This window comes from Paraburkholderia sp. UCT2 (assembly GCF_014397665.1).
In the GTDB taxonomy this organism is placed as follows: Bacteria; Pseudomonadota; Gammaproteobacteria; order Burkholderiales; family Burkholderiaceae; genus Paraburkholderia; species Paraburkholderia tuberum.
Window position 1 is genome coordinate 67062 of record NZ_VZQO01000026.1, and the last position, 25652, is coordinate 92713.

The window sequence follows — 25652 nt, forward strand, 5'->3', positions numbered from 1 at the left end:
CTGTCACGAAACCTGTCACGGTTTGATGATGGTCGGAGCGGTCGAATCGACCGGTGCAACTGGGGCGGCCTCGGGTGTTACTGCCGATGCGTCGGCCGGAGCCGGCGCCGGCGTTGCAGGGCCCGTGGCAGCGGGGGCTGCGGGTGCAGCAGGCGTGGCCGGCGCGCCACCATTGCCGCGGTCATCCGGCGACGTGCCATCGACATTCAGCTTGCCGCGCCACACCAGTTCGAACTGGGTACCGTTCGGCTCCGTCTGCAGGATGCGCGCCGGCAGCCAGCCAAGGGACGGGGCGAGCCACACATCGACGCGGCGCTGGTCGCCATCGTGCCGCGGCAGACGTTTGAAGTGACGCGTCTCCAGATAGCCTTGCGCGGCGCGGATCGTTTCGTCGCCGATCGTCTCGATCGGCCAATTCTCCCCGCTATCGGTATCGACGACGAAAAACTGTCGCGTCACGCCAGGCTTATAGGCGTCAGGATCGCCGCGCACGAGGCTCGCGAGCTGCATCACGACACTGAAGCGATCCTGCGCGCCGTCGGGCAACGGCAACGAGGCGGGCGTGCGCGTAAAGCCAACCTTCTTGTCGTTGCGATTGAAGATCGCGATGTCTTCGGCGCGACGGCCACGCTTTTCGCTGTACTGCGCCGGCGCGAGGCCAAAGGCATCGATGCCGCCGTGGCTCGAAAACACGAACGGACCGACGAACGGCAGCGGCACTGATACGACCATTTCGTAGCCCTGCCCGTCGCTCGCCCAATGGATCGTGCCGGGCGCGTTGCGCACGCCGTTGTAGAACGTGTCGTAGTCGAGTTCGGCCGACGGCGGTACCGAAAACTTCACGCCCTGCGACGCTTGCGGCGCGCTGGCCGCGGCAGGGGCGCTCGCGACGGCGCCACTGGCATTCGCATGGGCCGATGCATTCGCGTTCGCGGTGGCGGGTGGCGCGCTAGCCGCCACCTCCGATGCCGGCGTGGCCGCGGGCTCGTTCGGTTTGGCCGGTTGCAACGCGGTCATCACATGCTGCTCGCGCGGCGGCCTCGCCGCGGGCTTGCGTGCTGGCGAGGGCGGATGCGGTGCCGGCACGGCGGGCTGTGGCACGGGTTGACGCTCGACCCTTTCGGGCGTCAGCAGCACGACCTGCACCGGCACATGCTCGTGATTCGCCGGATTCAGATCCACGCGATTGCGCTCGAACCATTGCGCCGCGATCCAGTGCACAACCGCGACGGCCGCGAGGACGGCGATCCAGCGCCACGCGCGCGCGCCGCGTCCCGGCCCGCTACCAAAAGCGGGCAGGCGATCATGACGGCGGTTGGCAGAAGCAAAATCCATCGGCGCTTGAATCGGTGAGAGCGTGAAAGGATACGGTGCGTATCAACCGTTGTCACCACGCGACGTCGCGCTATAGCCGAGTTCGTACGACAGCTTGCGCGCGCATTCGCGCAGCGCGGTATCGATCTCGCCGCCCCAGCGGATATCGAACGCGCCTTCATGGCCGAGCGCGACGAGACCGAGCGCGAGTTCGCCGGTCGAATCGAACACCGGCATGGAGAACGCGTGGATCGTCGGCAGCAGCATGCCTTCGACGCGCGCAGCCTCGTGCTCGCGCACCTCGGCGAGCACCTTGTCGACCTCTTCGCGGGTGCGTGGCGCGCCGCTATACGACGAGCGCCGCGAGTCGGCCAGCTCGCGCTCGAGCATCGCGGCGGTCTTGCCGGACGGCAGGTAGGCGGCGAACAGCAGACCGGTCGCCGAACTGAGCAAGGGCATCACGTCGCCGAGCTTCAGCGACGCCTTGGCCGGATAGCTCGACTCCATCCAGTGCACCATCGTCGGTCCCTGATTGCCCCACACCGCGATGCCGACGGTCAGGTCGAGCCGGTCGCGCAATTCGGCGAGCGCGATGCGCGCGAGCTTCACACCGTCGACGCGAGCAAGCCGCGCGAGCCCCAGCTGCAAAGCGAAGCCGCCGAGTTCGTAGCGGCCCGACAGCGGGTCCTGCGCGACCACGCCGAGACGCAGAAAGCTGACCAGATAGCGATGCGCCTTCGCCGGACTCATGCCCGCGCGCTGCGCGAGATCGCGCAGCATCATCGCGCGCGGCTCGTGGGTCAGCACGTCGAGCAGCCTGAAACCGACCTCGATCGACTGGATGCCCGAGCGCAGTTTTTCTTCGCCGGGCTCGCCGGGTTCGTCATCGGCGCCGGTGGCGTCGGTTGCATGGGCGGGATCGAGCAGATCGTCGGCGGACGCGGGGTCGGTGCGGGTGCGGATCGTGCCGGAGCGGGCGTTGGCGGACATGTGCAAAAGGCGCGGGCAGCGCGTTCGGTGATCGTAATGGAGACGGCTACGGTGACACGACGACGAACACGCAGATATTGGGCCGCGCCGATTCACCATCGTAGAATACATTCCTTCCATCGTCACTAATACACGGTTCACAGCCCTATGAAACTTGCCTCGCTGAAGGACGGCACGCGCGACGGTCAACTGATCGTCGTGTCCCGCGACCTGCACACGGCGGCCATCGCCGACGCGATCGCGCCCACGCTGCAGCGCGTGCTCGACGACTGGGCCTTCTACGCGCCGCAACTGCACGACCTTTACGATGCGCTGAACCAGGGCCGTGCGCGCAACAGCTTTTCATTCGACGCCAAAGAGTGCATGGCGCCGCTGCCGCGCGCGTTCCAGTGGGCCGACGGCTCGTCGTACGTGAACCACGTCGAGCTCGTGCGGCGCGCGCGCGGCGCGCAAATGCCGCCCGAATTCTGGACCGACCCGCTGATGTACCAGGGCGGTAGCGACGACTTCATCGGCCCGCGCGACGACGTGGCGTGCGCATCGGAAGAGTACGGCATCGACTTCGAGGCCGAAGTCGCGGTCGTCACCGGCGATGTGCGGATGGGCGCGACGCCCGAGCAGGCCCTGCGCGGCGTGCGGCTGGTCATGCTCGTCAACGACGTGTCGCTACGCAACCTGATCCCCGCCGAACTCGCGAAGGGCTTCGGCTTTTTCCAGAGCAAGCCGGCCACCTCATTCGCGCCGGTCGCCGTGACGCCCGACGAGCTCGGCGAACACTGGCGCGAAGGCCGCGTGCATCGGCCGATGATCGTCCACTGGAACGGCAGGAAGGTCGGCCAGCCCGACGCGGGCACCGATATGGTGTTTCACTTCGGTCAGCTGATCGCGCATGCCGCGAAAACGCGCAATCTGCGTGCTGGTGCCATCGTCGGTTCGGGCACGGTGTCGAACAAGGACGCGAAACGCGGCTACTGCTGTATCGCCGAGAAGCGCTGCCTCGAAACGATCGAGCACGGCGCGCCGCAAACGGAGTTCATGAAATACGGCGATACCGTGAGGATCGAAATGTTCGACGATGCGGGCAAGTCGATTTTCGGTGCGATCGAGCAGAGCATCGCGCCGCTCGAATGAAGCGCGGCGCTCACGCGGCAATGCTGTGACGCGGGCGGTACGCGCGAAAGGGTTTCGCCCGATGCCGCCACTTGCGCGCGCGGCTACACTGCGGCAAACATCACAACGAAAACCCCGACGTGAGGAGACAGCATGCCGCGATTGGACTTCTCCGCAGCTGGACGTCGGCGCGCTTGCGCGTCGCCCATTGAAGAAGCGCGCACGAGCGCGCGTGGCTTGCCTCAACGTGGTCGGCGCTTCGCGCGGCGCGCCGCGACGCTGTGGGCCGCGCTTGCCTGCGCGTTGCCGCTGACATCGTTCGCGCAGGTGAAGATCGGTCTCGTGCTGTCGCTGACCGGGCCGGCCGCGTCGCTCGGCATTCCCGCGCGCGACACGGTCGCGCTGCTACCCAAACAGATCGGCGGGCAGAACGTCGAATACATCGTGCTCGACGATGCATCGGACACGACCCACGCCGTGCAGGACACCAGGAAGCTCATCAGCGAGAATCACGTCGACGCGATCATCGGCTCGTCGATCACGCCGAATTTGCTCGCGATGATCGACGTGGTCGCCGAGGGCGAAACGCCGATGATCTCGCTCGCGTCGTCCGCGAAAATCATCGAACCGGTCGACGCGAAACGTCGCTGGGTCTTCAAGACGCCGCAGACCGACGCGATGATGGCCGCGGCGATCGCCGAGCATGCGAGCGGACACGGCGTGAAGACGATCGCGTTCATCGGCCAGGCCGACGCGCTCGGCGAGACGTTCTACGCCGAGGTCGCGAAGTTCGCGCAGCTGCATCACATCGACGTGGTCGCGAGCGAGCGTTTCAATCGCACCGATCCGAGCGTGACCGGCCAGGTGCTGAAGATTCTCGCGACCCACCCCGACGCGGTAGTGGTCGGCGCGGCCGGCACGCCTGCCGCATTGCCGCCGAAAACGCTGCGCGAGCGCGGCTACAAGGGCGTCATCTATCACAACCACGGCGTCGGCAATAACGACTTCCTGCGCGTGTGCGGCGCCGATTGCAACGGCACCTTCCTGCCCGCGAGCCCAGTGCTGGTCGCCGCGCAATTGCCGGCCGATCATCCGGCGAAGGGTCTCGCCCTCGATTACATCGCGCGCTTCGAGGCGCAGCACGGGGCGGGCAGCGTGTCGGCATTCGGGTCGTACACGTCGGACGCGGGCGCGTTGCTCGAGCATGCGATTCCGCTCGCGCTGAAAGCCGGCGCGCCCGGCACGCCGCCGTTTCGCCGCGCGCTGCGCGACGCGCTCGAAGGAACACGCGGTCTCGCGGACACCAATGGCGTCGTCAACATGAGCGCGGCCGATCATCTCGGGCTCGATCAGCGCGCCCGCGTGATGGTCGAAATCACCAATGGCAAGTGGCTTTATCAGCCGCATTGAACGGGTCGCGGCGTTCCGCGCGCGACTGAACGAATCTCCTCCGGACTGCTCACCATGCCTCAGCCATCGCAACCGAACGACGCGTACTACGCGCACTACCAGTCGCTGCGTTTGCAGCGTCATCCGCATGGCGTGCTCGAAGTTGTGATGAGCGGCGAGGGTGCGAATAAAAGCGGCCTCGCGACCGCGAACGCACGCATGCACTACGAGCTCGCGGAAATCTGGCGCGATATCGATCGCGATCCCGATACGCGCGTCGCGATCATTCGCGGCGAGGGTAAAGGCTTTTCGGCCGGCGGCGATCTGCAGCTCGTCGAGGACATGGCGAACGATTTCGAGGTGCGCACGCGTGTGTGGCGCGAAGCGCGCGATCTCGTCTACAACGTGATCAACTGCGGCAAGCCGATCGTGTCGGCGATGCACGGGCCGGCGGTCGGCGCGGGGCTCGTCGCGGGGCTGCTCGCCGATATCTCGATCGCGGCGAAGACGGCCCGCATCATCGACGGACACACGCGCCTCGGCGTCGCCGCGGGCGATCATGCGGCGATCGTCTGGCCGCTCCTGTGCGGCATGGCGAAGGCGAAGTACTACCTGCTGCTGTGCGAGCCGGTGAGCGGCGAGGAGGCGGAGCGCATCGGGCTCGTGTCGCTGGCCGTCGACGAAAGCGATCTGCTGCCGAAGGCGTTCGAAGTCGCGCGCAAGCTGGCCGACGGTTCGCAGACTGCCATCCGCTGGACCAAGTACGCGTTGAACAACTGGCTGCGCACGGCGGGGCCGGCGTTCGATACGTCGCTCGCGCTGGAATTCATGGGCTTCGCGGGGCCCGACGTGCGCGAGGGCCTGAGCTCATTGCGCGAGCGGCGCGCGCCCGATTTTGGCGCGGGCGGTTCACGTAACGACCAACGATCGTGATGTCATACCCCACACGGTATGATCGAATCGACGCGCGCGGCATCGCGCGCTCCACCTATCATCCAGCACCGAGGCGACAACCATGACCGACACCACTGGCTCCGCGCCGCCCTTTCCCGGCTTCCCCGGTTTTCCGCCCGCTGAAATGCTCGATCGCATGTGGAGCATGATTCGGCTGTCGCCGTTCGGCGCTGCCATGACGGGCGCGCAGCCGGGTGGGGGCACGAGTCCGTCGCTGTCGATGATGTCCGACATGATGGCGCCGCTCACGAGCGTCGAGGAACTCGACAAGCGCATCACCGACATGCGCGCGGTCGAGCAATGGCTGAAGCTGAATCTGAGCATGCTGCAGTCGGCGATCCAGGCGCTCGAAGTGCAACGTGCGACGCTCGCGACGCTGCGCGCGTTCGGCGCGTTCGCGCAATCGTCGATGTCGCAGGCGGCGGCTGCTGCGTCGGGTGCCGCCGCGAGTGGCGCGCCGAACACCGCCCCGAGTCCCGCCCCGGCGCCGAGTTGGACGAAGCCGGCCGAGCCCACGCCCGAAAGCGCCACGCAGGCCGACGGCGACGAAGAGGAAGCGCCCGCGGCGCCCGGCTTCGATGCGTCCGCGTGGTGGAATCTGCTGCAATCGCAGTTCAACCAGATCGCGCAGTTCGCGATGACGCAGCCGTCCGTCGCGGTCGCCGCGGCGGGCGGGGGCACGCAGGGCAAGCCGGAACCGTCGAACGCCGCGGATGCGTCGGGCGCCGATGCGTCGGGCGCCGATGCGTCGGGCGCCGCCGCGCAAAACGCGAAGCCCGCCGTCAAACGGCCGGCGGCGAAGCGCGCCGCGCCGTCGGCCAAACGCGCGGCCGGAACGAGCGCGGCAACGCCGAAAAAGTCGACGTGAGCCGGACGGCGCGCCGGGAATCAGTGGCCGATGATGAAGGCGACTGATCGGCTGCGTTTTTCCCTATTCCAGCGCCGGCGGTTTCCGCCCGCGCGAATCGCCGACTTTATTGAGAGAAGTCAATGCCACAGTGCGCTCGCGCCGCTTCTGTCACGGGTTTCGTGGGAGGCGCGTGCTATCATTGTGTAAGCTTGATCTGGCTTTGGGGCGTGCGCCGAAAACGACCAATCCCGCCGCCCTCGCGTCATTCGCCGCCGGCGCTACCGGTGCAGGGCTGGACGGTGCGGTTGTCGACCCAGACTGGCTCGACCTCAGGCAAAGGGTATCCCTCACCCACGGTTGGCCACGGCGCCTGATTCACGCTTCAGGCGCCAATACAAAAGCCCGGACTTCTTTGCTGCCCGATGCTTCTGGGCGGCTGATTAACGCGTAAAATTGAATGCTTGGCCGATAAACGGCACGTCCGTTCGTCGTAGGTAAAAACGGCTACACGTAGCAGCAACAGACACACACAGTATGTGCAGAACAGGGGTGGGACTATGAACACCATGCTTTATCCGGAACTTTATAAATCGCTCGAATCCGTTCGATGGGACATGGAGAAGGACATTCCCTGGGACAAATTCGATGCATCGCTGTTGACCGACGAGCAAGCCGCGACGATCAAAATGAACGCGATCACGGAATGGTCGGCGTTGCCCGCCACGGAAATGTTTCTGCGTGACAATCATCATGACAGCGATTTTTCCGCATTCATGAGCGTGTGGTTCTTCGAGGAGCAGAAGCACTCGCTGGTGCTGATGGAATACCTGCGCCGCTTCAAGCCGGAACTGGTCCCGACCGAAGAGGAACTGCACGCAGTGCGCTTCGAGTTCGATCCCGCGCCGCCGCTCGAAACGCTGATGTTGCACTTCTGCGGCGAAATCCGCCTGAATCACTGGTATCGCCGCGCCGCCGAATGGCATACCGAGCCAGTCATCAAGCACATCTACGAAACTATCTCGCGCGACGAAGCGCGCCACGGCGGCGCGTATCTGCGCTACATGAAGAAGGCGATGGCGCAAACCGGTGACATCGCGCGTGCCGCGTTCGCGAAGATCGGCGTGCTGATGGCGTCGGCGCGTCGCACCGAAAAGCCGCTGCACCCCACCAACCTGCACGTGAACCAGGCGCTGTTCCCGCGCGACACGATCCAGTCGCGTCTGCCGGATCCGGAATGGCTCGAGCGCTGGCTCGACGAGCAGATCCGTTTCGACGACGGCTGGGAAAAGAAGGTCATCGAGCGCATTCTGCACAACCTGTCGCTGCTGTTCGAACGCACGTTCAACACCGCGCAGGAACTGAACCGTTATCGCAAGGAAGTGGTCGCGCGTCTGCAAGCTGCTGAACAAAACCCGGCGCAGCAGCAGCCGGCGTAACGACTCAGGCGTTTCAGCACCGTATCAAACGGCGGTCCGGCAAGCGCGAGCTTGCCGGACCGTTTTGCTTCGGGCCGTCCAGCGTGTATCGTGACGGCACCTGGCATTCCTGTTCCCGTCACGCCCCAACTCCCTAATTCCCCAACTCTGTGACCGTGCGATGACCGCCATCTTTGAACGCAAGATTCTGACGCGCGATGCCCTGGTGAAGCTTCGTCCTTCGCTGCGCGCGCCCATCGTGTTTACGAACGGCGTGTTCGATATCCTGCATCGTGGTCACGTGACCTATCTGGCCGACGCAAAGGCGCTGGGCGCTTGCCTGGTCGTTGGTGTCAATAGCGACGCATCGGTGCGGATGCTCGGCAAAGGCGACGACCGGCCGATCAACAACGAGGCCGACCGCATGGCCTTGCTAGCGGCGCTGGAAAGCGTCGATTACGTGGTGGGCTTCGGCGAGAAGACGCCGGTCGAGCTGATTTCCGCGCTGCGCCCGGACGTGCTCGTGAAGGGCGGCGACTACGACATGGACGCGCTGCCCGAATCGGCGCTCGTGCGCGGTTGGGGCGGCAAGGCGCTCGCGATTGCGTTCGAGCACGATCGCTCGACGACCGCGCTGTTGAAGAAGGTGCGGACGCAGGGTTGATGCGGCCCGTTACCGCAAAACGCGCGGCGCACTGCTGAACTTCTAACCGATCGCGTCGTTCACCTGATTACTGCGGCAACTCCGATGTCGAAATCGGCGCCTGCGGCGCGGGTCCGCCGACCACCGCCTGGTCGGCCGCATCGGCGGCGCTGACCGGCCGCACCTTCAGCCAGTCCGGATGAATCTGGCGATTCAGATGATTCGGCTCGCGTCCGCTGGCGGTGGGTGTGGGGCCGAAGGCGCCAAGCAGCGCGACGAAAGCCAGCACGTTGACAACAATCAGAATGGCGATCGGCCAGCGAAGCATTGTGGGTGTTTCCAATTCAGAAAGAAGTTGAGCCTGGGGCGTGCGGGAAAGACTCGGGTTCGGAAAATGGGCGGCGAATTGCGCGCAACTCAGGCGCACGTTCTACACGTACATCACGCGCCACCCGGTCGTGAATCGAACGCTAGCCACGGCAGGCAATCAGCCGCTTTGCCGCGCCGTATCCTCGGCTGCGATCAGCGCAAGCCCTGACAGCACCAGCGAATCGTGGCGAGTATGCGGCACTTTCAGGGCGCTTGCCACTTCGTCGGCGGCGCCCCCGCTGACCACGAGACGCACCGGCACCTGCCACTCATCCTGCAGGTCCCGCCACATCCGCTCGATCAATCCGGCCTGCGCCAGCGTGCAGCCCGCCGACAGCGAGCGCGGCGTATCCGTTGCGAAGAACGGCCCGCGACGGCCCGCGTCGGTGGTATCGGCCGCGACGAGCAGACCGCGCGCGCGCGCGGCGTCGAGCGTCGGCAGTTGCGCGGTGTGCTCACCGAGCGAGCGCATCATCAGCGTCCAGCCCGGCGCAATCAATCCGCCGATAAACGCGCCATCGGCGCGCAAGGCCTCGAGCGTCGTCGCGGTGCCGAAGGTCGCGAGCAGCAGATGCTCGCCGGGAAAGGTCGCGTGCGCGCCGATCATGCCGGCCCAGCGGTCGCTGCCGAGCGAGTCCGGTGTCGTGTAGCAATTGGTCACGCCGCATCGACGAGCACTTGCGCGGATCGTCGCGAGCGGCAGTCGCCGCCAGTGCGCGTCGACGAGCGCCGCGATGTGCGTCGCGACCTCCGCGCCCGCGACGTTGGAGAGCCACGCGCCGCATGGCGCCGGCCAGTCAGTCCAACCGGGTTGCGCACCCGATCGCGCGCGTGGCCCGGCAAGGTCGTCATGCGCGAGCGCGCCGCTCGCCAACTGCGTCCCATCGGGCTGCACCAGCGCCCACTTGATCCGGCTATTGCCCGCGTCGATCAGCAGATATGGCGCGCGCTGACTCATGCGACACCGTGGGCGAGGCGCAGCGACACGTCGCCGGTCGCGATGCTCTGGCGGCCCTCAGCCGTATCGAGCAGCAACTGGCCACGCTCGTCAACGCCCGCCGCCACGCCGCGCGCGAGCTCCTGGCCTTGTTCGAGCAGCACGACGTCGCGGCCCGCGTAAGCATGCACCGCGTTCCAGCGCGGCTGGAACGGCGCGAAGCCTTCGGCGCCGAAGCGCTGCAGCATCGGTTCGAGCGCGTTCAATTCGGCTGCCAGCGTATCGGTCAGATTCGCGTTCGGCAGCGCGCGTTGCAACGCGGTCGGCACGGTGCCGAGCGCCTGCGGCGGTACCTCGGCGTTCAGCGCGCCCACCTTCGCCGCGAGTTCGTCGGCGCCTTTCACGTTGGTGCCGATGCCGATCACGACCGCGCTCGCGTCGTCGGTGCTCCACGCGGTTTCGATCAGGATGCCGGCGAGCTTGTCGCCTTCGAGCAGCACGTCGTTCGGCCACTTCAGCGCGATCTGTCCGGGACCCGCGACCGGCAGCGAGCGCAGCCCGTCGACGAGCGCGACGCCCACCGCGAGACTCAAGCCCCCGAGCCCTTCGAGCGGTCGCGGCAAGACGCACGCGACCGAAAACAGCAGCGCGTTGCCGGGCTCCGCGTACCACGGCCGCCCACGGCGGCCGCGCCCGGCGGTCTGCAGATACGCGACGCGCACGATCGGCCGCGGCAGCGCGTTCGCGCGGCGCGGCAGGGCTCTCACGTGGGTCATCAGGTCGGCGTTGGTCGAGCCGGTTTCTTCGACGATTTCGATCGGCCAGTCATGCGCATGCGCGCCGAACAGCTTGACCGCGCGTTCGCGATCGATGCGCCAGTCGGTCGAAGCCGACGACGAGGCTGGTGCCGCGCTTGTCGCTGCGGACGGGGAGGCGGGAGTCTTGGTGGCATTCATGTCCCATATTGTAGCCACAGCGAACCCGCCCGGGACTCGAATGCGCAGCGGTGAACGGCGACGCCGATCGATGTGCATCAGTGCGGACCGGCGGCCGAGCCTTCGTTACAATGGCCGCTAATCCGATAACCAGATTCACGCGATCCTTGAACAACGACACTCCGCCCGGCCTTGAAGTCGCGGCCGGCAGCCAAGGCAAGATCGTCCGTCTCTCGGGCCAGTGGACGGCGCTCGCGCTCGCGCGCGATCGCGACACCGGGCACGTGATTCCGCAACTGCGTTCGCTGACCGGCGCGCAGGGCATCGGCGAGTGGGACCTGTCGCGCGTCGACAGGATGGACCACGTCGGCGGCCAGGCGCTGTGGCGCGTGTGGGGCCGCAAGATGCCGCCGGGCACCGCGCTCACGGACACGCAGCGCGACATCTTCGAGCGCATCGCGCTGCTCGACACGGTGCGCGAGAGCGCCGAGCCGGTCACGCGCCTCGATCCCTTTACGCGTCTCGGCCTCGGGCTCTTCTCGTTCGTCGAGCACATGCAAGGCGGCGTCGCGATGCTCGGGCGCTTCGTGCTCGATCTGCTCGCGATCGTGCGCAAGCCGAAACTCACGCCGTGGACCGAAATCTCCGCGAACATTTACAACGCCGGCGCTCGCGCGCTGCCGATCACCGCGCTGGTCGCGTTCCTGATCGGCATCGTGTTGAGCTATCTGTCGGCACAGCAATTGCGCATGTTTGGCGCGAACCAGTTCATCGTCAATATTCTCGGCCTCGCGGTGATTCGCGAACTTGGCCCGGTGCTGTCGGCGATTCTGGTGGCGGGCCGCTCGGGCTCGGCGATCACCGCGCAGATCGGCGTGATGCGCGTGACCGAGGAGCTCGACGCGATGCGCGTAATGGGCATCCCGCACGGCCTGCGGCTGATCCTGCCGCGCGTGATCGCACTGGCCGTCGCGATGCCGCTGCTCGTGATGTGGACCAACGTGATCTCGTTGACGGGCGGCGCGCTCGCCGCGAAGCTCGTGCTCGGCATCGACATGAGCTTCTTCGCGCGCCAGCTGCCGAACGTCGTGCCGATCGCGAACCTGTGGATCGGGCTTGGCAAGGGCGCGGTATTCGGCATGCTGATCGCGATCGCCGGCTGTCATTTCGGCTTCCGTATCAAAGCCAATTCGCAGAGTCTCGGCGAAGGCACGACGACCTCGGTGGTAACGTCGATCACCATCGTGATTCTCGCGGACGCGGTGTTCGCGATCCTCTTTCAAAACGTGGGGCTAGGATGATCGCGCCACTCACCGAAGCCGTACGCGGCCAACCCGTACCGTCGATCGCCGAGCCGGTGATCGAGGTGATCGACATCACCAAGCGCTACGGCCGCAACATCGTGCATCAGCATCTGAGCCTCGACGTGCGGCGCGGCGAGATCGTGTCGATCGTCGGCGGCTCGGGCTCGGGCAAAACCACGCTGGTGCGGCAGATTCTCGGCCTCGAGCGCCCGTCGAGGGGCACGATCAAGCTGTTCGGCGAAGACCTCGCAACGATCTCGCCCGACACCGCGCTGCTGATGCGCAGCCGCTCGGGCATGCTGTTCCAGCGCGGCGCGCTGTTCTCGTCGCTGTCGGTGTTCGACAACGTCGCGCAACCGGTGCGCGAGCTCGGCAAGGTGCCCGAAGACCTGCTGCGCGACATCGTGATGCTGAAGCTCGAAATGGTCGGGCTGCCGTGCAAGCACGCGTCGAAGATGCCATCGGCGCTGTCGGGCGGCATGATCAAGCGGGTTGGCATCGCGCGCGCGATCGCGCTCGAACCCGAACTGCTGTTCCTCGACGAACCGACCGCCGGCCTCGACCCGGAGGCGTCCGACGAATTCGTCGAGCTGATCTCGGGGCTGCATCGCGCGCTCGGTCTGACGGTCGTGATGATCACGCACGATCTCGATACGATGGTCGCACTGTCGACACGCGTGGCCGTGCTTGCCGATCGCAAAGTGCTCGTCAACGCGCCGGTCGAGGAGGCCGCGGGCGTCGACCATCCGTTCATCCACGAATATTTCCTCGGCCTGCGCGGGCGCCGCGCGCTGCAGGCGCTGCCGCCCGAGCGCCGCGCGAAGCTGCCGCAGGCGGCGCTCGAGCCGGCGTCGTCCGAGTTGCCGCTGTGAGGCCGGCCGCCATGAACCAGGCCGCTATGAACCAGGGAAACTGACAATGGAAAACAAAGCGCATGCGTTCTGGGCCGGGCTCTTCACGGTCGTGCTGACGGCGGCGATCGCGCTGGCGGCGTATCTGTTCAACGTCGACCGCACGGTGCGGGTGCCGTACGACCTGATCGCGCGCACCAGCGTGAACGGCCTCTTTGCGGACGCGGCGGTGCGCTTTCGCGGGCTCGACGTCGGCCGTGTGCAGTCGATCAAGTTCGATCCGACACATCCGGGGCAGATCCTGATCCGCATCATGGTCGACGAGCACGCGCCGATCACGCATTCGACGTTCGGCAGCCTCGGCTTGCAGGGCGTGACCGGCATCGCGTTCATCCAGCTCGACGATACCGGGCGCGATCTGACGCCGCTGCCGTCGTCGGCCCAAAAGGTCGCGCAATTGCCGATGCGCCCGGGTCTGTTCGACCAGTTGCAGCGACGCGGCGAGGTGCTGCTGCGCAAGCTCGAAAAAGTGACCGACAACGTGAACGACATGCTGTCGCCGGAAATGGTCGCGCAGCTGCACGACACGGCGGCGAGCATCGCGCAGGCGGCCTCGGGCGTCGCGACGCTGACTCGTGAGATGGCGCCGGTCGCCAGCAAGCTGCCCGGCACGATCGACCAGCTGAACCGCACGCTCGCGTCGACCAACCAGATGATCACGGGCCTGAACCGTCCGGACGGACCCCTCGAGCGCAATCTGAACAAGGTCGGCACGGCCGCGCAGCAGGCGGGCGATGCGCTCGCGCAGATGAACACGTCGCTGCAGGACCTGTCCGCGCAGGTCGGCTTCGAGACGCTGCCGCGCGTCAATTCGCTGACCGAGGACGTGCGCGCGGCGGCGCAATCGATCGACCGCGCCGCCGACACCTTCAACACCAATCCGCGCAGCGTGCTGTTCGGCGCGCCGCGCCCGGCGCCGGGTCCGGGCGAGGCCGGCTTCGCGTGGCCCGCCGCCGCCGCGCCGGCAGCTCACTAAATCCGCAGGCTAGAACAGAGGAAGATGCCCATGTCACGCTCGATTCACCGACTGTTGTCCTCGCGCGCCGCGTTCGCGGCGCTGCTTGCGTTCGGCGTGCTGGCGGCGGGCTGCGCGGGCACGTCCGCGGTGGTGTCGGACGTCCGCTACGACTTCGGACCACCGCCGCAGGCCGCCGCGGCGAGCCGGCTGCCGGCCGTCAAGGTGCTGGAGGTCAGCGCGCCGTCCGTGCTCGAATCCGACCGGCTGACTTATCGGCTGAGCTACGCCGACGCGCAGCAGACGGCCGCCTACGCCAACAGCCACTGGACGATGATGCCGTCGCAACTGCTGACGCAGCGCCTGCGCAACGCGCTGAGCGAGCGCGGCACCGTGCTGACGGGCGCGGACGGCGTGAGCGCGCCGGTGCTGCGGGTCGATCTGACCGAGTTCGAGCAGGTGTTCGACAGCCAGACGGACAGCCACGGCGCGATCACCGCGCGCGCGACGCTGATGCAGGGCGGCAAGGTGATCGGCCAGCAGACCTTCGTCGCGCACGCGCCCGCGCATTCGGCGGATGCGGCCGGCGGCGCGCGGGCGCTCGCCACGGCCAGCGACGACCTCGTCGCGCAGATCACCACGTGGCTCGGCTCGCAGGCGCTGGTCGCCGCGCAATGACGGCCGGGCAGCGCACGCAACGGAGCGCTGCATGAGCGAACGCCCCTGGCTGCGCCGCCCATCGACGCTGGCCCGTCAGGCGCTGCTGCTTTACACGGCGCTGATCGTCTACGGCTCGTGGTATCCGTTCTCGGGCTGGCGCTCGCTCGGCATCACGCCGTTCGCCTATCTGTTCGATCCGATGCCGCGGTATCTGACGGCGTTCGACGTCGTCACCAACGTGCTCGGCTATATACCGTTCGGCGCGCTGGTGGTGCTCGCGGTGTACCCGCGTTGGCGCGGCACGCTGGCCGTCGCGCTCGCGTTCGTGTTGGGCGGTCTGCTGTCAGGCACGATGGAAGCCGTGCAGACCTATCTGCCGATACGCGTCGCCTCCAATCTCGATCTCGCCGCCAACACGCTGGGCGCGCTCGTCGGCGCGGCGGTGATGTCGCCGTTGACCGGCGCGCTGCTCGACCGCGGCCTGCTCAGGCGTGTGCGGTTGCTGTGGTTCGAGCGCGGCCATGCGACGCTCGCGTGCCTCGTCGCCGCGTGGCCGTTTGCGACGATGTATCCGTCGCCGCGTCTGTTCGGTCTCGGCAACTGGCCGCGCGCGCTGTGGCTGAGCGTCGATCCGGCCACCCAGGACGCGCTGCTCGCGTGGACGCCGTCCGCGTGGCATGTCGGCGCATGGCCGGCGGCCGCCGCCGCGTGGCTGGACGACGACACATGGGAAGCGCTGATCACGGCGCTAAACCTGTTCGCGGCGCTCGCGCTTGCATCGCTGCCGGCGCGCCGTCATGCGCCGCGCGTGCGCCTGCTGTTCGTGTTCATCGTCGCGACCTTGTGCGTGAAGGCCGGCGCGACGTTCCTGCAATCGCAATCGGGCCTCGCGTTCGACTGGGCGACGCCCGGCGCGCTAATCGGACTCGTGTGCGGCACCGTCGCGGCGCTCGTCGCGCTGCCGCTGCGGCGGCGGTTGCGTGCGACGCTCGCCGGGGTCGCGCTGGTCGTCGCACTCGTGTTCGTCAATCTGCTGCCGGTGAACCCGTATTTCGACGCCGTGCTCGCCGACTGGCGGCAGGGACGCTATCTGCATTTCAACGGGCTCGCGCGCTGGCTCGCATGGATATGGCCCTATGCGGCGCTGGTGTGGCTCGCGTTCGCGGTCGAGCGGGCGTGGCTCAAGCGGCGCGCGAGGCGGGCGTGACATGCTTGCGCGCCGGCCGCCAGGTCCCGACGCCTGCACAGCCCGGTCGCTATAATCGTCCGCACCGCCATTGCACTTCCTTTCAGGCTCGCCTCCCGAACATCATGGATTCCTTCTACAAGCACCACGTTTTCTTCTGTCTGAATCAACGCGACCCCGGCGCCGAGCGTCCGAGCTGCGCGAACTGCAACGCACAGGCGATGCAGGAATACGCGAAACAACGCGTGAAGCAACTCGGCCTCGCCGGGCCCGGCCAGGTGCGCATCAACAAGGCCGGCTGCCTCGATCGCTGCGAACTGGGCCCGACGCTCGTCGTGTATCCCGAGGCGGTCTGGTACACCTATGTCGACGAGAGCGACATCGACGAGATCGTCGAATCGCATCTTGCGAACGGCAAGATCGTCGAGCGTCTGAAGATCGATCAATAACGCGAACCACAAAACGATCCATCGCGATGAACGTCAACACGAAGAAGTATCTGATCGACGGCCCGGTCGGCAAGATCGAGGTCGCGCTGGACCTGCCCGACGGCGTGCGCGAAAAAGGCGCCGCGCCACGCGGCATCGCGCTCGTCGCGCATCCGCATCCGCTGTTTGGCGGCACGATGGACAACAAGGTCGCGCAGACCCTCGCGCGCACGCTCGTGCAGCTGAACTACGTCACTTACCGGTCGAATTTCCGCGGCGTCGGCCAGACCCAGGGCGAGCACGACGCGGGCGTCGGCGAGCGCGACGATCTGCGCGCGGTGCTCGAGCACATGCGCGCAGATCCGGACTACGGCGATCTGCCGCTCGTATTGGCGGGCTTTTCGTTCGGCACCGTGGTGCTGTCGCACGTCGCGGCGAAGCTGCGCGATGAAGGCCGGGAAATCGAGCGCATCGTGTTCGTCGGTACCGCGGCGAGCCGCTGGGACGTCGCACCCGTGCCCGAAAGCACACTCGTGATCCACGGCGAAGTCGACGAGACCGTCCCCGTCCAGTCCGTGTTCGACTGGGCGCGGCCGCAGGAACTGCCGGTCGTCGTGATTCCGGGCGCCGAGCACTTTCTGCATCGCAAGCTTCACATCCTGAAGCGGATCATCGTCGACGCCTGGCGCTGAAAACGCGCGACGCGCATTTTGCGGGGGACAGGTGTGCGCAAACGTGTGCAAATCGACGACACGCGCGCGAAACTGACCAGGTAGCGCGCGTATAATGGGCGCTCTTTTTTTGGGCACAGCGCCGCCCAGCCGGCAGAATCGCGCGCCGCGGAATCATTTCGCGGGAGGGCGCGGCCGGGTGCGCGGCGCTGCGCTCGCGAACCGATTGCGTCGCCATCAGTCCAACGGGCGCCCGCCGTTTTACGGCCAGATGCCCCGCCGACCGGCTCCCCCAACTCCGCGCGCTGTCGCGCAACGAATTTTTCTGCACGAATCGACCCTATGCGTTTCTCCTCCTCTGGCCGCACGTCATTCCCGTCACTCGCTTCTTTCGTTCCCGCTTCGCTCAATCGCGCCGTCGCCGTCGGCCTCGTGCTGCCGGCCACGCTCGTCGCCAGCACCGCGTTCGCGCAGGTGCCGCCGCCGGGCGTCAACGCGCGCTCGTGGGTGCTCGTCGACGCGACCAGCAACCAGGTGCTCGCGTCCGCCAATGCCGACGAGCGCGTCGAGCCGGCGTCGTTGACCAAGCTGATGACCGCGTATCTCGTGTTCGAGGCGCTCGACACGAAGAAGATCACGATGGATCAGAGCATCGAGCCGAGCGCAGCCGTGCGGCGCGTGCGCAACGACGAATCGCGCATGTTCATCGAGGCGCTCAAGCCGGTGACCGTGCACGACCTCGTGTACGGCATGATCGTGCAGTCGGGCAACGACGCGGCAATTGCGCTCGCCGAACTGGTGGGCGGCAGCGAGGCGCAGTTCGTCGACATGATGAACAAGGAGGCGCAAAAGCTCGGCATGACGCACACGCATTTCGCCGACGTGAACGGCATGCCCGACCCGCAGCACTACACGACCGCGGGCGATCTCGCGATCCTGTCGGCCCGCCTGATTCGCGACTATCCCGAGTACTACAACATCTTCTCGGTCAAGGAATTCACGTACAACAAGATCAAGCAGCCGAACCGCAACCGTCTGCTGTGGATCGACCCGACCGTCGACGGTCTTAAGACCGGTCACACGCAAGCGGCCGGCTACTGCCTGATCGCGAGCGCGAAGCGTCCGCTGCCGGGCACGACCGACGCGTCGCGCCGTCTCGTCTCGGTGATGATGGGCGAGACCAAGGAGCACGACCGCGTGCAGGACAGCCTGAAGATGCTGAACTACGGCTACACCGCCTACGACACGACGCGTCTGTACAAGGCGAACCAGGTCGTGGCCACGCCGCGCGTCTACAAGGGTTCGCAGGACAGCGTGCAGGTTGGCGTGAAGAGCGACCAGTACATCACGCTGCCGAAGGGCGCCGCCGACAAGGCGAAGCCGCAGATCGAACTCAATGATCCGCTCGTCGCGCCGATCGCCAACGGCCAGCAGATCGGCACCGCCAAGCTCGTCGCCGACGGCAAGGTGCTCGCGCAATTCCCGGTGGTCGCGTTGCAGCCGGTGCAGCAAGCCGGTGTGGTGGGCCGCGTGTGGGATTCGCTGATGCTGATGTTCAACAAGAAAAAGTAAGGGCTACGTCGCAATGACCGTTGTCTCCGAGGTTTCGCCGGACCCGATCGTTCATCTGAACGGCGAACTGGTGCCGTTGTCCGAAGCGCGCGTGCCGGTGCTCGACCGTGGCTTCATTTTCGGCGACGGCATTTACGAAGTGGCGCCGTTGTACGCGCACGCGAGCGGACGGCGCACCGCGTTTCGTCTGAAGCAGCATCTGGCGCGTCTCGCGCGCTCGGTCGGCAAGATCGGCATCGCCAATCCGCTCGACGACGCTGGCTGGCGCGAGCTGATCGGACGCGTGGTCGAGGCCAACGAAACGGACGGCGGCTTGCGTGCCGATCAGGACGCGATCGCATACATCCAGGTCACGCGTGGCGTCGCGAAGCGCGCTCACGCATTTCCGGCCGGCGTGAAGCCGACCGTGTTCGTGATGGTCACCGCGCTGAACCTGCCCGCCGCCGCGCAGCGCGCAAGCGGTGTCCCGTGCGTGAGCGCCGAGGATCGTCGCTGGCTCAATTGCGACATCAAGTCGGTGTCGCTGCTCGGCAACGTGCTGATGGCGCAATACGCGGCCGAAAACGACGCCTTCGAGACGCTGCAGTTCCGCGATGGTTTGCTGACCGAAGGGTCGTCGTCGAACGTGTGGATCGTGAAGGATGGCGTGCTGGCCGCGCCGCCGCGCAGCAACAGGATTCTCGAAGGGATCCGCTATGGGCTCATCGAGGAGCTGACGGCCGAATGCGGTATCCGCTTCGAAGCGCGCGACATCACCGAAGCTGAAGTGCGCGCGGCCGATGAAATCATCGTCAGCTCGGCGACCAGGGAAGTGCTGCCGGTCACGCGGCTCGATGGCGCGCCGGTCGGCGCGGGCCGCCCGGGCGCGGTGTTTGCGGAGCTGTATGCGGCGTATCAGCGAGCCAAGGCGGCTGAAGCCGCCGCGGCGGAAGAAGGAGTAGAGAATGAATCCCGAGAACGACTCACTGTTTGAATTCCCCTGCGATTTCCCGATCAAGATCATGGGCAAATCGCACCCCGAGTTTGCCGCGACGATCGTCGAAGTGGTGCGCGTGTTCGATAGCGAGGTCGATGCGGCGCGCGTCGAGACGCGGCCGTCGAGCAGCGGCACCTACACGGGGCTGACCGTCCACGTGCGGGCGACGAGCCGCGCGCATCTCGACGACATCTATCGCGCGCTGACCGGCCATCCGATGGTCAAGGTCGTGCTGTAACACCGCGCGGTTTTTCACCTTACGGCGCGACGCGCAACGCGTCCGCCGTCACTCCCTGCGCCGCCAGGCGCGCGCTCGCCGCGGGACCCGCCTCGCAGGCGAGATCGAACAGCAGCCTGAAGCGCGCCACCTCGTCGAACAACCAGTCGCGAAACGCCTTGACCCGCGCGGTCCCCAGCATCTGCGGCAGGCAGACCAAATAGTATTGCCACGGGCTCGGCCCATCCACATCAAAGAGCCGCACGAGCCGGCCCGCCGCGATTTCGTGCATCGCGAGCGAGCGGCGCGTCAGCGCGATCCCCTGGCCGTCGACGGCCGCCTGCAACAGATTCGACGAATCCTGATACAGCACGCCGCGCTTCGGCTCCGGCCAGTCGGTGAGGCCGGCGGCGTCGAACCATGGGCGCCATAGCTCGTCGTCGGAGCGCAGCAGCGGGACTTTGGCGAGATCGGCCGGGGTTTGCGGCAGCTTGCCGCCGTTGAAGTTGGGCGAGCAGGCGGGGAAGAAAATCTCGTCGAGCAGCAGCTCGGCGTGCAGCCCCGGATATTTGCCGAAGCCGAAACGGATCGCGACGTCGACGTCGTCGCGCGCGAAGTCCGTCAGCGCATTGGTGGTCAGCAACTCGAGATCCCACTGCGGATTTGCCTCGATAAAGCTGCCGATGCGCGGCGTCACCCAGCGTGCCGCGAACGACGACAGCATCGATATCACGAGGCGCCGCTCGCGGTCGCCGGCACGGATCGCGCGAGTCGCGTCGGCGAGCTCCATCAACGCGGCGCGCACCTGGGTGGCGTAGCGACGGCCGGTTTCGGTGAGGCGCACGCGCTTGCCGTCGCGCGCGAACAGCGACACGCCGAGCTCGGCCTCGAGCGCGCGGATCTGGTGGCTGACCGCGCCGTGCGTGACGAACAGCTCGTCGGCGGCGCGCGAAAAGCTTTCGTGGCGGGCGGCGGCTTCGAACGCCTTGATCGCGTTCAGGGCGGGGAGTTGACGCAGGTCCATCGCAATATTTCTCACATAGACGTGAAAATTGATCGTTTTGCCCAAGTCCTTGCTGCACCTAGGATTCTAGTCATGAAACGATTTTTGGCGAGGGCCTCATGCGAGAAATTTCCTCTAGCATTGCATATGAAATCCGCACTGGCGACACGCTGCCGCTGAAGGTCGCGCGCAGCACGAAGTTGCGCGTGCATGGCGGCGCAGTGTGGGTCACGCGCAGCGACGACACGAAGGACTATTGGCTGCAGCCCGGGCAGACGCTGCATCTGCGGCGCGGCGAGCGGCTCTGGCTCAGCGCCGAGGGCGCCACGTTCGCGAAGGTTACGTTCTCGGTGCCGACCCGCTGCGACGAGCGCGCGCTGAACTGGCTCGCTCGCATCGGCGAGCGCTGGATGATGCGTGTGCGCGGCGGCTGGCGCACCGTTTGACGGTGGCGCGGCGCAACAGCCGTGCATGACGCCGGGGCCGGCAGGGTACCGGCCCCGGCTGTGCAGGTTCCCGGTGGCCGCGGGCGCGGTTTCCGAGATTTCGGTAAACTCCCGGAATCATGTGCGCCACCCCGGTCTCTCCGTCTCCTCTACCTGCCATCGAGCCGCCCATGCTGCGCTGGCTCGGCCGCGAACCCTACGAAGCCAGTTTCGACGCGATGCGCGCCTTCACCGACGCCCGCACCGCCGACACCGCCGACGAAATCTGGCTCGTCGAACATCCGCCCGTCTTCACGCTCGGCCAGGCCGGCGATCCGGCGCACCTGCTCGCGGCAGACAGCAACATTCCGCTCGTCAAGGTCGACCGCGGCGGGCAGATCACGTATCACGGGCCCGGCCAGGTGGTCGCCTATCTGCTGCTCGACCTGCGCCGGCGCAAGCTGATGGTGCGCGAGCTGGTCACCCGGATCGAGCAGGCCGTGATCGACACCCTCGCGGCGTATAATCTCGCCGGAGAACGCAAGGCGGGCGCCCCCGGCATCTACGTGGCGCCTGGGCCCGACGCCGGGCTCCATGCCGGCGCCAAGATCGCGGCGCTTGGCCTGAAAATCCGCAACGGCTGCAGCTATCACGGCGTGAGTCTGAACGTGAACATGGACCTGCGGCCGTTTCTCGCGATCAATCCATGCGGCTACGCGGGGCTCGAAACAGTCGACATGGCGACGCTCGGCATCGCCGCCGGCTGGGACGACGTGGCCCGTACCCTCGCAGCAAGTCTCACCGCAAACCTCGACGGCAATCCCGCGGCCGTCGCCCAACCGCAGGCCGGTGCGCTCACCGCCTGACTGGATCGAACGAATGACTGACGTAACCGCGAATTCCGCAGCAGCCACCCCCGCGCCCGAAGGCGTGCCGGCCCCCGCCGCCTACGACGCCACCGCGAAGCAGAAAGCGCAAGCCAAGACCGCGCGCATCCCGATCAAGGTCGTTCCGATCGAAAAGCTGAAGAAGCCGGACTGGATTCGCGTGAAGGCGGCCACCGGCAATTCGCGCTTCTACGAGATCAAGCAGATCCTCCGCGAGCACAATCTTCACACGGTGTGTGAAGAGGCGAGCTGCCCGAACATCGGCGAATGTTTCGGCAAGGGCACCGCGACCTTCATGATCATGGGCGACAAGTGCACGCGCCGCTGCCCGTTCTGCGACGTCGGCCACGGCCGTCCCGATCCGCTCGACGCCGACGAACCGGCCAACCTCGCGCGCACCATCGCTGCGCTGAAGTTGAAGTACGTGGTGATCACCAGCGTCGACCGTGATGATCTGCGCGACGGTGGCGCGGCGCACTTCGTCGAATGTATCCGTCAGACGCGCGAGCTGTCGCCGCAAACGCGTATCGAAATCCTGACGCCGGACTTCCGTGGCCGCCTCGACCGCGCGCTCGGCATTCTGAATGCGGCGCCGCCCGACGTGATGAACCACAACCTCGAAACGGTGCCGCGTCTGTACAAGGAAGCGCGCCCGGGGTCGGATTACGCGCATTCGCTGAAGCTGCTGAAGGACTTCAAGGCGCTGCATCCGCACGTCGCGACCAAGTCCGGCCTGATGGTCGGCCTCGGCGAAACCGAAGAGGAAATCCTGCAAGTGATGCGCGATCTGCGCGAGCACGACGTCGACATGCTGACGATCGGCCAGTACCTGCAGCCGTCGGAGCATCATCTGCCGGTCCGCGCTTACGTGCATCCGGACACCTTCAGGATGTACGAGGAAGAGGCGTACAAGATGGGCTTCACGCACGCCGCGGTGGGCGCGATGGTTCGTTCGAGCTATCACGCCGACGTGCAGGCGCATGGAGCCGGCGTGGTCTGACGCGCTCGCGCCTCGCCGCTGTTGCCTCGCTTCACGCCCGCAGAAACGAAAAGCCCGCCGATGTGCGGGCTTTTTTCATAGACCGCTCTTCTATCAGCAAGGAAACGACACGTGGCAACCCCGATGGATCGCGGGACCTCCGCACAATGGCCTTATCCGCGGCTGATCGCGCACCGCTGCGGCGGTACGCTTGCGCCGGAAAACACCTTGGCCGGTTTCGACGCCTGCGTGCGCTACGGCTATCGCATGGTCGAATTCGACGCGAAGCTGTCCGCCGACAACGCGCTGTTCCTGCTCCATGACGACACGCTCGATCGCACGACCAACGGCCACGGGCCGGCGGCCACGCACACATGGCAGCAACTCGCCGCTCTGGATGCCGGCGCGTGGCGCGGCGCGGAGTTCGCCGGTACGCGGCTGCCGACGCTGGCCGACGCGGCCGAGCGTTGCGCGCGCGACGGCATCGCGGCGAACATCGAGATCAAGCCGTGTCCGGGCCGCGAAGTCATCACCGGCGCACTGGTCGCCCGGGGCGCGCTCGAGCTTTGGCAAGGGCAGACGCCGCCGCTGGTGTCGTCGTTTTCGTTCGACGCGCTCGCCGCCGCGCGCGATGCCGCGCCGTCGCTGCCGCGCGGCATGCTGTTCGAGCGGGTGCCGGCGGACTGGCTGCGCGTCGTGCGCGAACTCGACTGCGTCTCGCTGCACGCGAGTCACCGCTATCTGAGCGAACCGCTGGTCGCGCAGATCCGCGCGGCCGGGCTGCGCGTGCTCGCCTACACGGTGAACGATCCGGCGCGCGCGCGGTTGCTCGAAGAATGGGGCGTCGACATGATCTGCACGGACCGGATCGATCTGTTGACGTGACGTCGCACTGGCAAGCTCCGCACAAACCCCTGCGGGTTTCCCCGCAAACGCGCGCGCACCGAATTCCGGATTCCTCGACAGCGCTCGTCCGGATTTCCGGAAACCCGGACGGCGCGCGCCGAGCTGTGCCGGAAAACCCATAAAAATCAAGGCTTCCAGTCTGAAATCAAACTGGCATCGACCTTGCGAAAGAAAGCGCGTGGCCGCCACGGCCCGACAAAAAAGCAAGGAGACAAAATGTCCGATTTCCCTTCCCGGTATTTCTGAATTCGTCGTCTTTGCAGCGGTCCGCTAACGTGCGCCCGCGCGACGACGTTTCGTTCGCGTGTCGCGCCTCGCGGCGGGTCATCAGCCCATATCCCTCGCAGGAACCATCGTGAAGAAACCTATCCATAAAGTGCTGTACGTCCAGGTGATCGTGGCGATCATCATCGGCATCGTACTCGGGCATTTCTACCCGAACCTCGCCATCGACATGAAGCCGCTCGGCGATGGCTTCATCAAGCTGATCAAGATGGTGATCGGGCCGATCATCTTCTGCACGGTCGTGACGGGCATCGCCGGCATGGAGGACATGAAGAAGGTTGGACGCGTCGGCGGCAAGGCGCTGTTGTACTTCGAAATCGTCTCGACCTTCGCGCTGGTGCTCGGCCTCGCCGCCACGCACCTGCTGCGACCCGGCGCCGGCTTCAACGTCGATCCGGCTTCGCTCGACGGCCGCGCGGTTGCGTCGTATGCCGCGAAGGCGCACGGCCAGTCGACGGTCGACTTCTTCATGCACATCATTCCGGACACGCTGTTGTCGGCGTTCGCGCAGGGTGAGATCCTGCAGATCCTGCTGATCGCGCTGCTGTTCGGCGCCGTGCTCGCAACGGCCGGTGAGAAGGGCAAGCCGGTGACCAACTTCATCGAAGGGCTCTCGCACATCCTGTTCGGCATGGTGCGCATCATCACGAAGCTCGCGCCGATCGGCGCGTTCGGCGCGATGGCCTTCACGATCGGCAAGTACGGCATCGGCTCGCTGCTGCCGATGCTCAAGCTGGTCGGCACGTTCTATCTGACCTCGATCGTGTTCGTGGTGGTCGTGCTCGGCGCGATCGCGCGGGCGGCGGGCTTCAACATCCTGCGTTTCGTCGCATACATCAAGGAAGAGATGCTGATCGTGCTCGGCACGAGCTCGTCCGAAGCCGCGCTGCCGCAGCTGATGCTGAAACTCGAAAAGCTCGGCTGCTCGCGCTCGGTGGTGGGCCTCGTGGTGCCGACCGGCTACTCGTTCAACCTCGACGGCACCAACATCTACATGACGATGGCGGTGCTGTTCATCGCTCAGGCGACCAACACCGACCTCACGTGGGGCCAGCAGCTGACGCTGCTCGCGGTGACGATGCTGACCTCGAAGGGTGCGAGCGGCGTGACCGGCGCGGGCTTCATCACGCTCGCGGCGACGCTGGCCGTGGTGCCGACGATTCCGCTGTCGGGCATGGTGCTGATCCTTGGCATCGACCGGTTCATGAGCGAGTGCCGCGCGCTGACGAACATCGTCGGCAACGGTGTCGCGACGGTCGTCGTGTCGGCCTGGGAAAAGGAGCTCGATCGCAGCAAGCTGAACAAGGTGCTGCGCGGCGAGGTGGCGGTCAAAGAGCCGGCCGGCGTTTGAGTCGCGCCTCGCCAACCCTGTCGTGACCAG

27 protein-coding genes are annotated in these 25652 nt (G+C 66.4%); 21 read left to right on the forward strand and 6 right to left on the reverse strand.

All coding sequences use genetic code 11. The features are described 5' to 3' along the window. Positions 1-15: 15 nt before the first annotated feature. Both F6X39_RS21660 and F6X39_RS21665 read right to left on the reverse strand, forming a co-directional pair. Positions 16-1335, reverse strand: a complete 1320-nt coding sequence (locus F6X39_RS21660; RefSeq protein ID WP_187618047.1) for a DUF3108 domain-containing protein — start codon at positions 1333-1335, stop codon at positions 16-18. Positions 1336-1377: 42 nt separating this feature from the next. Further along, entirely contained in the window at positions 1378-2304 is a 927-nt protein-coding gene (locus F6X39_RS21665) for an IclR family transcriptional regulator (protein WP_187618048.1), read from the reverse strand. Between the two features lie 147 nt (positions 2305-2451). Here F6X39_RS21665 and F6X39_RS21670 point away from each other — a divergent pair, with 147 nt between their 5' ends. The 6 genes from F6X39_RS21670 (at position 2452) to rfaE2 (ending at position 8686) form a co-directional block, all read left to right on the forward strand. After that, entirely contained in the window at positions 2452-3435 is a 984-nt protein-coding gene (locus F6X39_RS21670) for a fumarylacetoacetate hydrolase family protein (protein WP_184051339.1), read from the forward strand. Positions 3436-3567: 132 nt separating this feature from the next. Next, complete coding sequence (locus F6X39_RS21675; protein WP_187618049.1) at positions 3568-4824, forward strand: ABC transporter substrate-binding protein; 1257 nt, start codon at positions 3568-3570, stop codon at positions 4822-4824. A gap of 54 nt (positions 4825-4878) precedes the next feature. Then, positions 4879-5736: an enoyl-CoA hydratase/isomerase family protein gene (locus F6X39_RS21680; RefSeq protein ID WP_184026485.1), complete on the forward strand. Its 858-nt coding sequence runs from the start codon at positions 4879-4881 to the stop codon at positions 5734-5736. An 82-nt stretch (positions 5737-5818) separates the two neighbouring features. Next, the gene (locus F6X39_RS21685) at positions 5819-6625 is read left to right on the forward strand and encodes a PhaM family polyhydroxyalkanoate granule multifunctional regulatory protein (protein WP_187618050.1); all 807 of its coding nucleotides are present in this window, start codon (positions 5819-5821) and stop codon (positions 6623-6625) included. Between the two features lie 539 nt (positions 6626-7164). Next, the gene (locus F6X39_RS21690) at positions 7165-8043 is read left to right on the forward strand and encodes a ferritin-like domain-containing protein (protein ID WP_184026492.1); all 879 of its coding nucleotides are present in this window, start codon (positions 7165-7167) and stop codon (positions 8041-8043) included. 160 nt (positions 8044-8203) lie between these two features. Next, a complete protein-coding gene (gene rfaE2 / locus F6X39_RS21695; RefSeq protein WP_187618051.1) occupies positions 8204-8686 on the forward strand; it encodes a D-glycero-beta-D-manno-heptose 1-phosphate adenylyltransferase in 483 nt (160 codons plus the stop codon). Between the two features lie 67 nt (positions 8687-8753). Here rfaE2 and F6X39_RS21700 read toward each other — a convergent pair whose 3' ends face one another. The 3 genes from F6X39_RS21700 to F6X39_RS21710 form a co-directional block, all read right to left on the reverse strand. After that, the gene (locus F6X39_RS21700; RefSeq protein WP_090802818.1) at positions 8754-8993 is read right to left on the reverse strand and encodes a hypothetical protein; all 240 of its coding nucleotides are present in this window, start codon (positions 8991-8993) and stop codon (positions 8754-8756) included. A 159-nt stretch (positions 8994-9152) separates the two neighbouring features. After that, positions 9153-9992: a type III pantothenate kinase gene (locus F6X39_RS21705; protein ID WP_187618052.1), complete on the reverse strand. Its 840-nt coding sequence runs from the start codon at positions 9990-9992 to the stop codon at positions 9153-9155. Beyond that, positions 9989-10927 carry a biotin--[acetyl-CoA-carboxylase] ligase gene (locus tag F6X39_RS21710; RefSeq protein ID WP_187618053.1) on the reverse strand — a complete coding sequence of 313 codons (939 nt, stop codon included), beginning with the start codon at positions 10925-10927 and terminating at the stop codon, positions 9989-9991. The genes F6X39_RS21705 and F6X39_RS21710 overlap by 4 nt, the downstream gene beginning before the upstream one ends. Positions 10928-11073: 146 nt before the next feature. Between F6X39_RS21710 and F6X39_RS21715 the strand changes: the two genes are divergently transcribed. The 10 genes from F6X39_RS21715 to F6X39_RS21760 all read left to right on the forward strand — a co-directional run bounded on the left by F6X39_RS21715 (position 11074) and on the right by F6X39_RS21760 (position 19807). Further along, complete coding sequence (locus tag F6X39_RS21715) at positions 11074-12207, forward strand: MlaE family ABC transporter permease (protein WP_187618054.1); 1134 nt, start codon at positions 11074-11076, stop codon at positions 12205-12207. Continuing rightward, entirely contained in the window at positions 12204-13082 is an 879-nt protein-coding gene (locus F6X39_RS21720) for an ABC transporter ATP-binding protein (RefSeq protein ID WP_018419267.1), read from the forward strand. Before F6X39_RS21715 ends, F6X39_RS21720 begins: the two co-directional genes overlap by 4 nt. A 46-nt stretch (positions 13083-13128) precedes the next feature. Then, positions 13129-14097, forward strand: a complete 969-nt coding sequence (locus F6X39_RS21725) for an MlaD family protein (protein ID WP_187618055.1) — start codon at positions 13129-13131, stop codon at positions 14095-14097. Between the two features lie 30 nt (positions 14098-14127). Next, positions 14128-14754: an ABC-type transport auxiliary lipoprotein family protein gene (locus tag F6X39_RS21730; RefSeq protein ID WP_187618056.1), complete on the forward strand. Its 627-nt coding sequence runs from the start codon at positions 14128-14130 to the stop codon at positions 14752-14754. A gap of 31 nt (positions 14755-14785) precedes the next feature. Continuing rightward, positions 14786-15943, forward strand: a complete 1158-nt coding sequence (locus F6X39_RS21735; protein ID WP_187618057.1) for a VanZ family protein — start codon at positions 14786-14788, stop codon at positions 15941-15943. A gap of 104 nt (positions 15944-16047) precedes the next feature. After that, on the forward strand, positions 16048-16371 hold the full coding sequence (locus F6X39_RS21740; protein ID WP_090802831.1) for a (2Fe-2S) ferredoxin domain-containing protein: 324 nt from the start codon (positions 16048-16050) through the stop codon (positions 16369-16371). A 26-nt stretch (positions 16372-16397) separates the two neighbouring features. After that, positions 16398-17042 (forward strand): alpha/beta hydrolase, encoded by a 645-nt coding sequence (locus F6X39_RS21745; protein WP_090802833.1) that lies wholly within the window; start codon positions 16398-16400, stop codon positions 17040-17042. A gap of 321 nt (positions 17043-17363) precedes the next feature. Further along, positions 17364-18593, forward strand: coding sequence for a D-alanyl-D-alanine carboxypeptidase family protein (locus tag F6X39_RS21750; RefSeq protein ID WP_187618058.1), 1230 nt, complete (start codon positions 17364-17366; stop codon positions 18591-18593). A 13-nt stretch (positions 18594-18606) separates the two neighbouring features. Then, positions 18607-19566, forward strand: a complete 960-nt coding sequence (locus F6X39_RS21755; RefSeq protein WP_187618059.1) for a D-amino acid aminotransferase — start codon at positions 18607-18609, stop codon at positions 19564-19566. After that, the gene (locus F6X39_RS21760; protein WP_187618060.1) at positions 19538-19807 is read left to right on the forward strand and encodes a DUF493 family protein; all 270 of its coding nucleotides are present in this window, start codon (positions 19538-19540) and stop codon (positions 19805-19807) included. The genes F6X39_RS21755 and F6X39_RS21760 overlap by 29 nt, the downstream gene beginning before the upstream one ends. A 19-nt stretch (positions 19808-19826) precedes the next feature. On the opposite strand, the gene F6X39_RS21765 is transcribed toward F6X39_RS21760, so the two are convergent. Continuing rightward, positions 19827-20810, reverse strand: a complete 984-nt coding sequence (locus F6X39_RS21765) for a transcriptional regulator GcvA (protein WP_184026524.1) — start codon at positions 20808-20810, stop codon at positions 19827-19829. Between the two features lie 98 nt (positions 20811-20908). On the opposite strand from F6X39_RS21765, the gene F6X39_RS21770 reads away from it, so the two are divergent. The 5 genes from F6X39_RS21770 (at position 20909) to F6X39_RS21790 (ending at position 25622) form a co-directional block, all read left to right on the forward strand. Then, positions 20909-21235: a DUF2917 domain-containing protein gene (locus F6X39_RS21770; protein WP_184002639.1), complete on the forward strand. Its 327-nt coding sequence runs from the start codon at positions 20909-20911 to the stop codon at positions 21233-21235. A gap of 119 nt (positions 21236-21354) precedes the next feature. Then, the gene (gene lipB, locus F6X39_RS21775; protein ID WP_090802840.1) at positions 21355-22080 is read left to right on the forward strand and encodes a lipoyl(octanoyl) transferase LipB; all 726 of its coding nucleotides are present in this window, start codon (positions 21355-21357) and stop codon (positions 22078-22080) included. Positions 22081-22093: 13 nt separating this feature from the next. Next, the gene (gene lipA, locus F6X39_RS21780; RefSeq protein ID WP_184068587.1) at positions 22094-23101 is read left to right on the forward strand and encodes a lipoyl synthase; all 1008 of its coding nucleotides are present in this window, start codon (positions 22094-22096) and stop codon (positions 23099-23101) included. A 111-nt stretch (positions 23102-23212) separates the two neighbouring features. Next, positions 23213-23965 carry a glycerophosphodiester phosphodiesterase gene (ugpQ, locus tag F6X39_RS21785; RefSeq protein WP_187618061.1) on the forward strand — a complete coding sequence of 251 codons (753 nt, stop codon included), beginning with the start codon at positions 23213-23215 and terminating at the stop codon, positions 23963-23965. Between the two features lie 376 nt (positions 23966-24341). Continuing rightward, a complete protein-coding gene (locus F6X39_RS21790) occupies positions 24342-25622 on the forward strand; it encodes a dicarboxylate/amino acid:cation symporter (protein WP_187618062.1) in 1281 nt (426 codons plus the stop codon). The last annotated feature ends 30 nt before the right edge of the window (positions 25623-25652 follow it).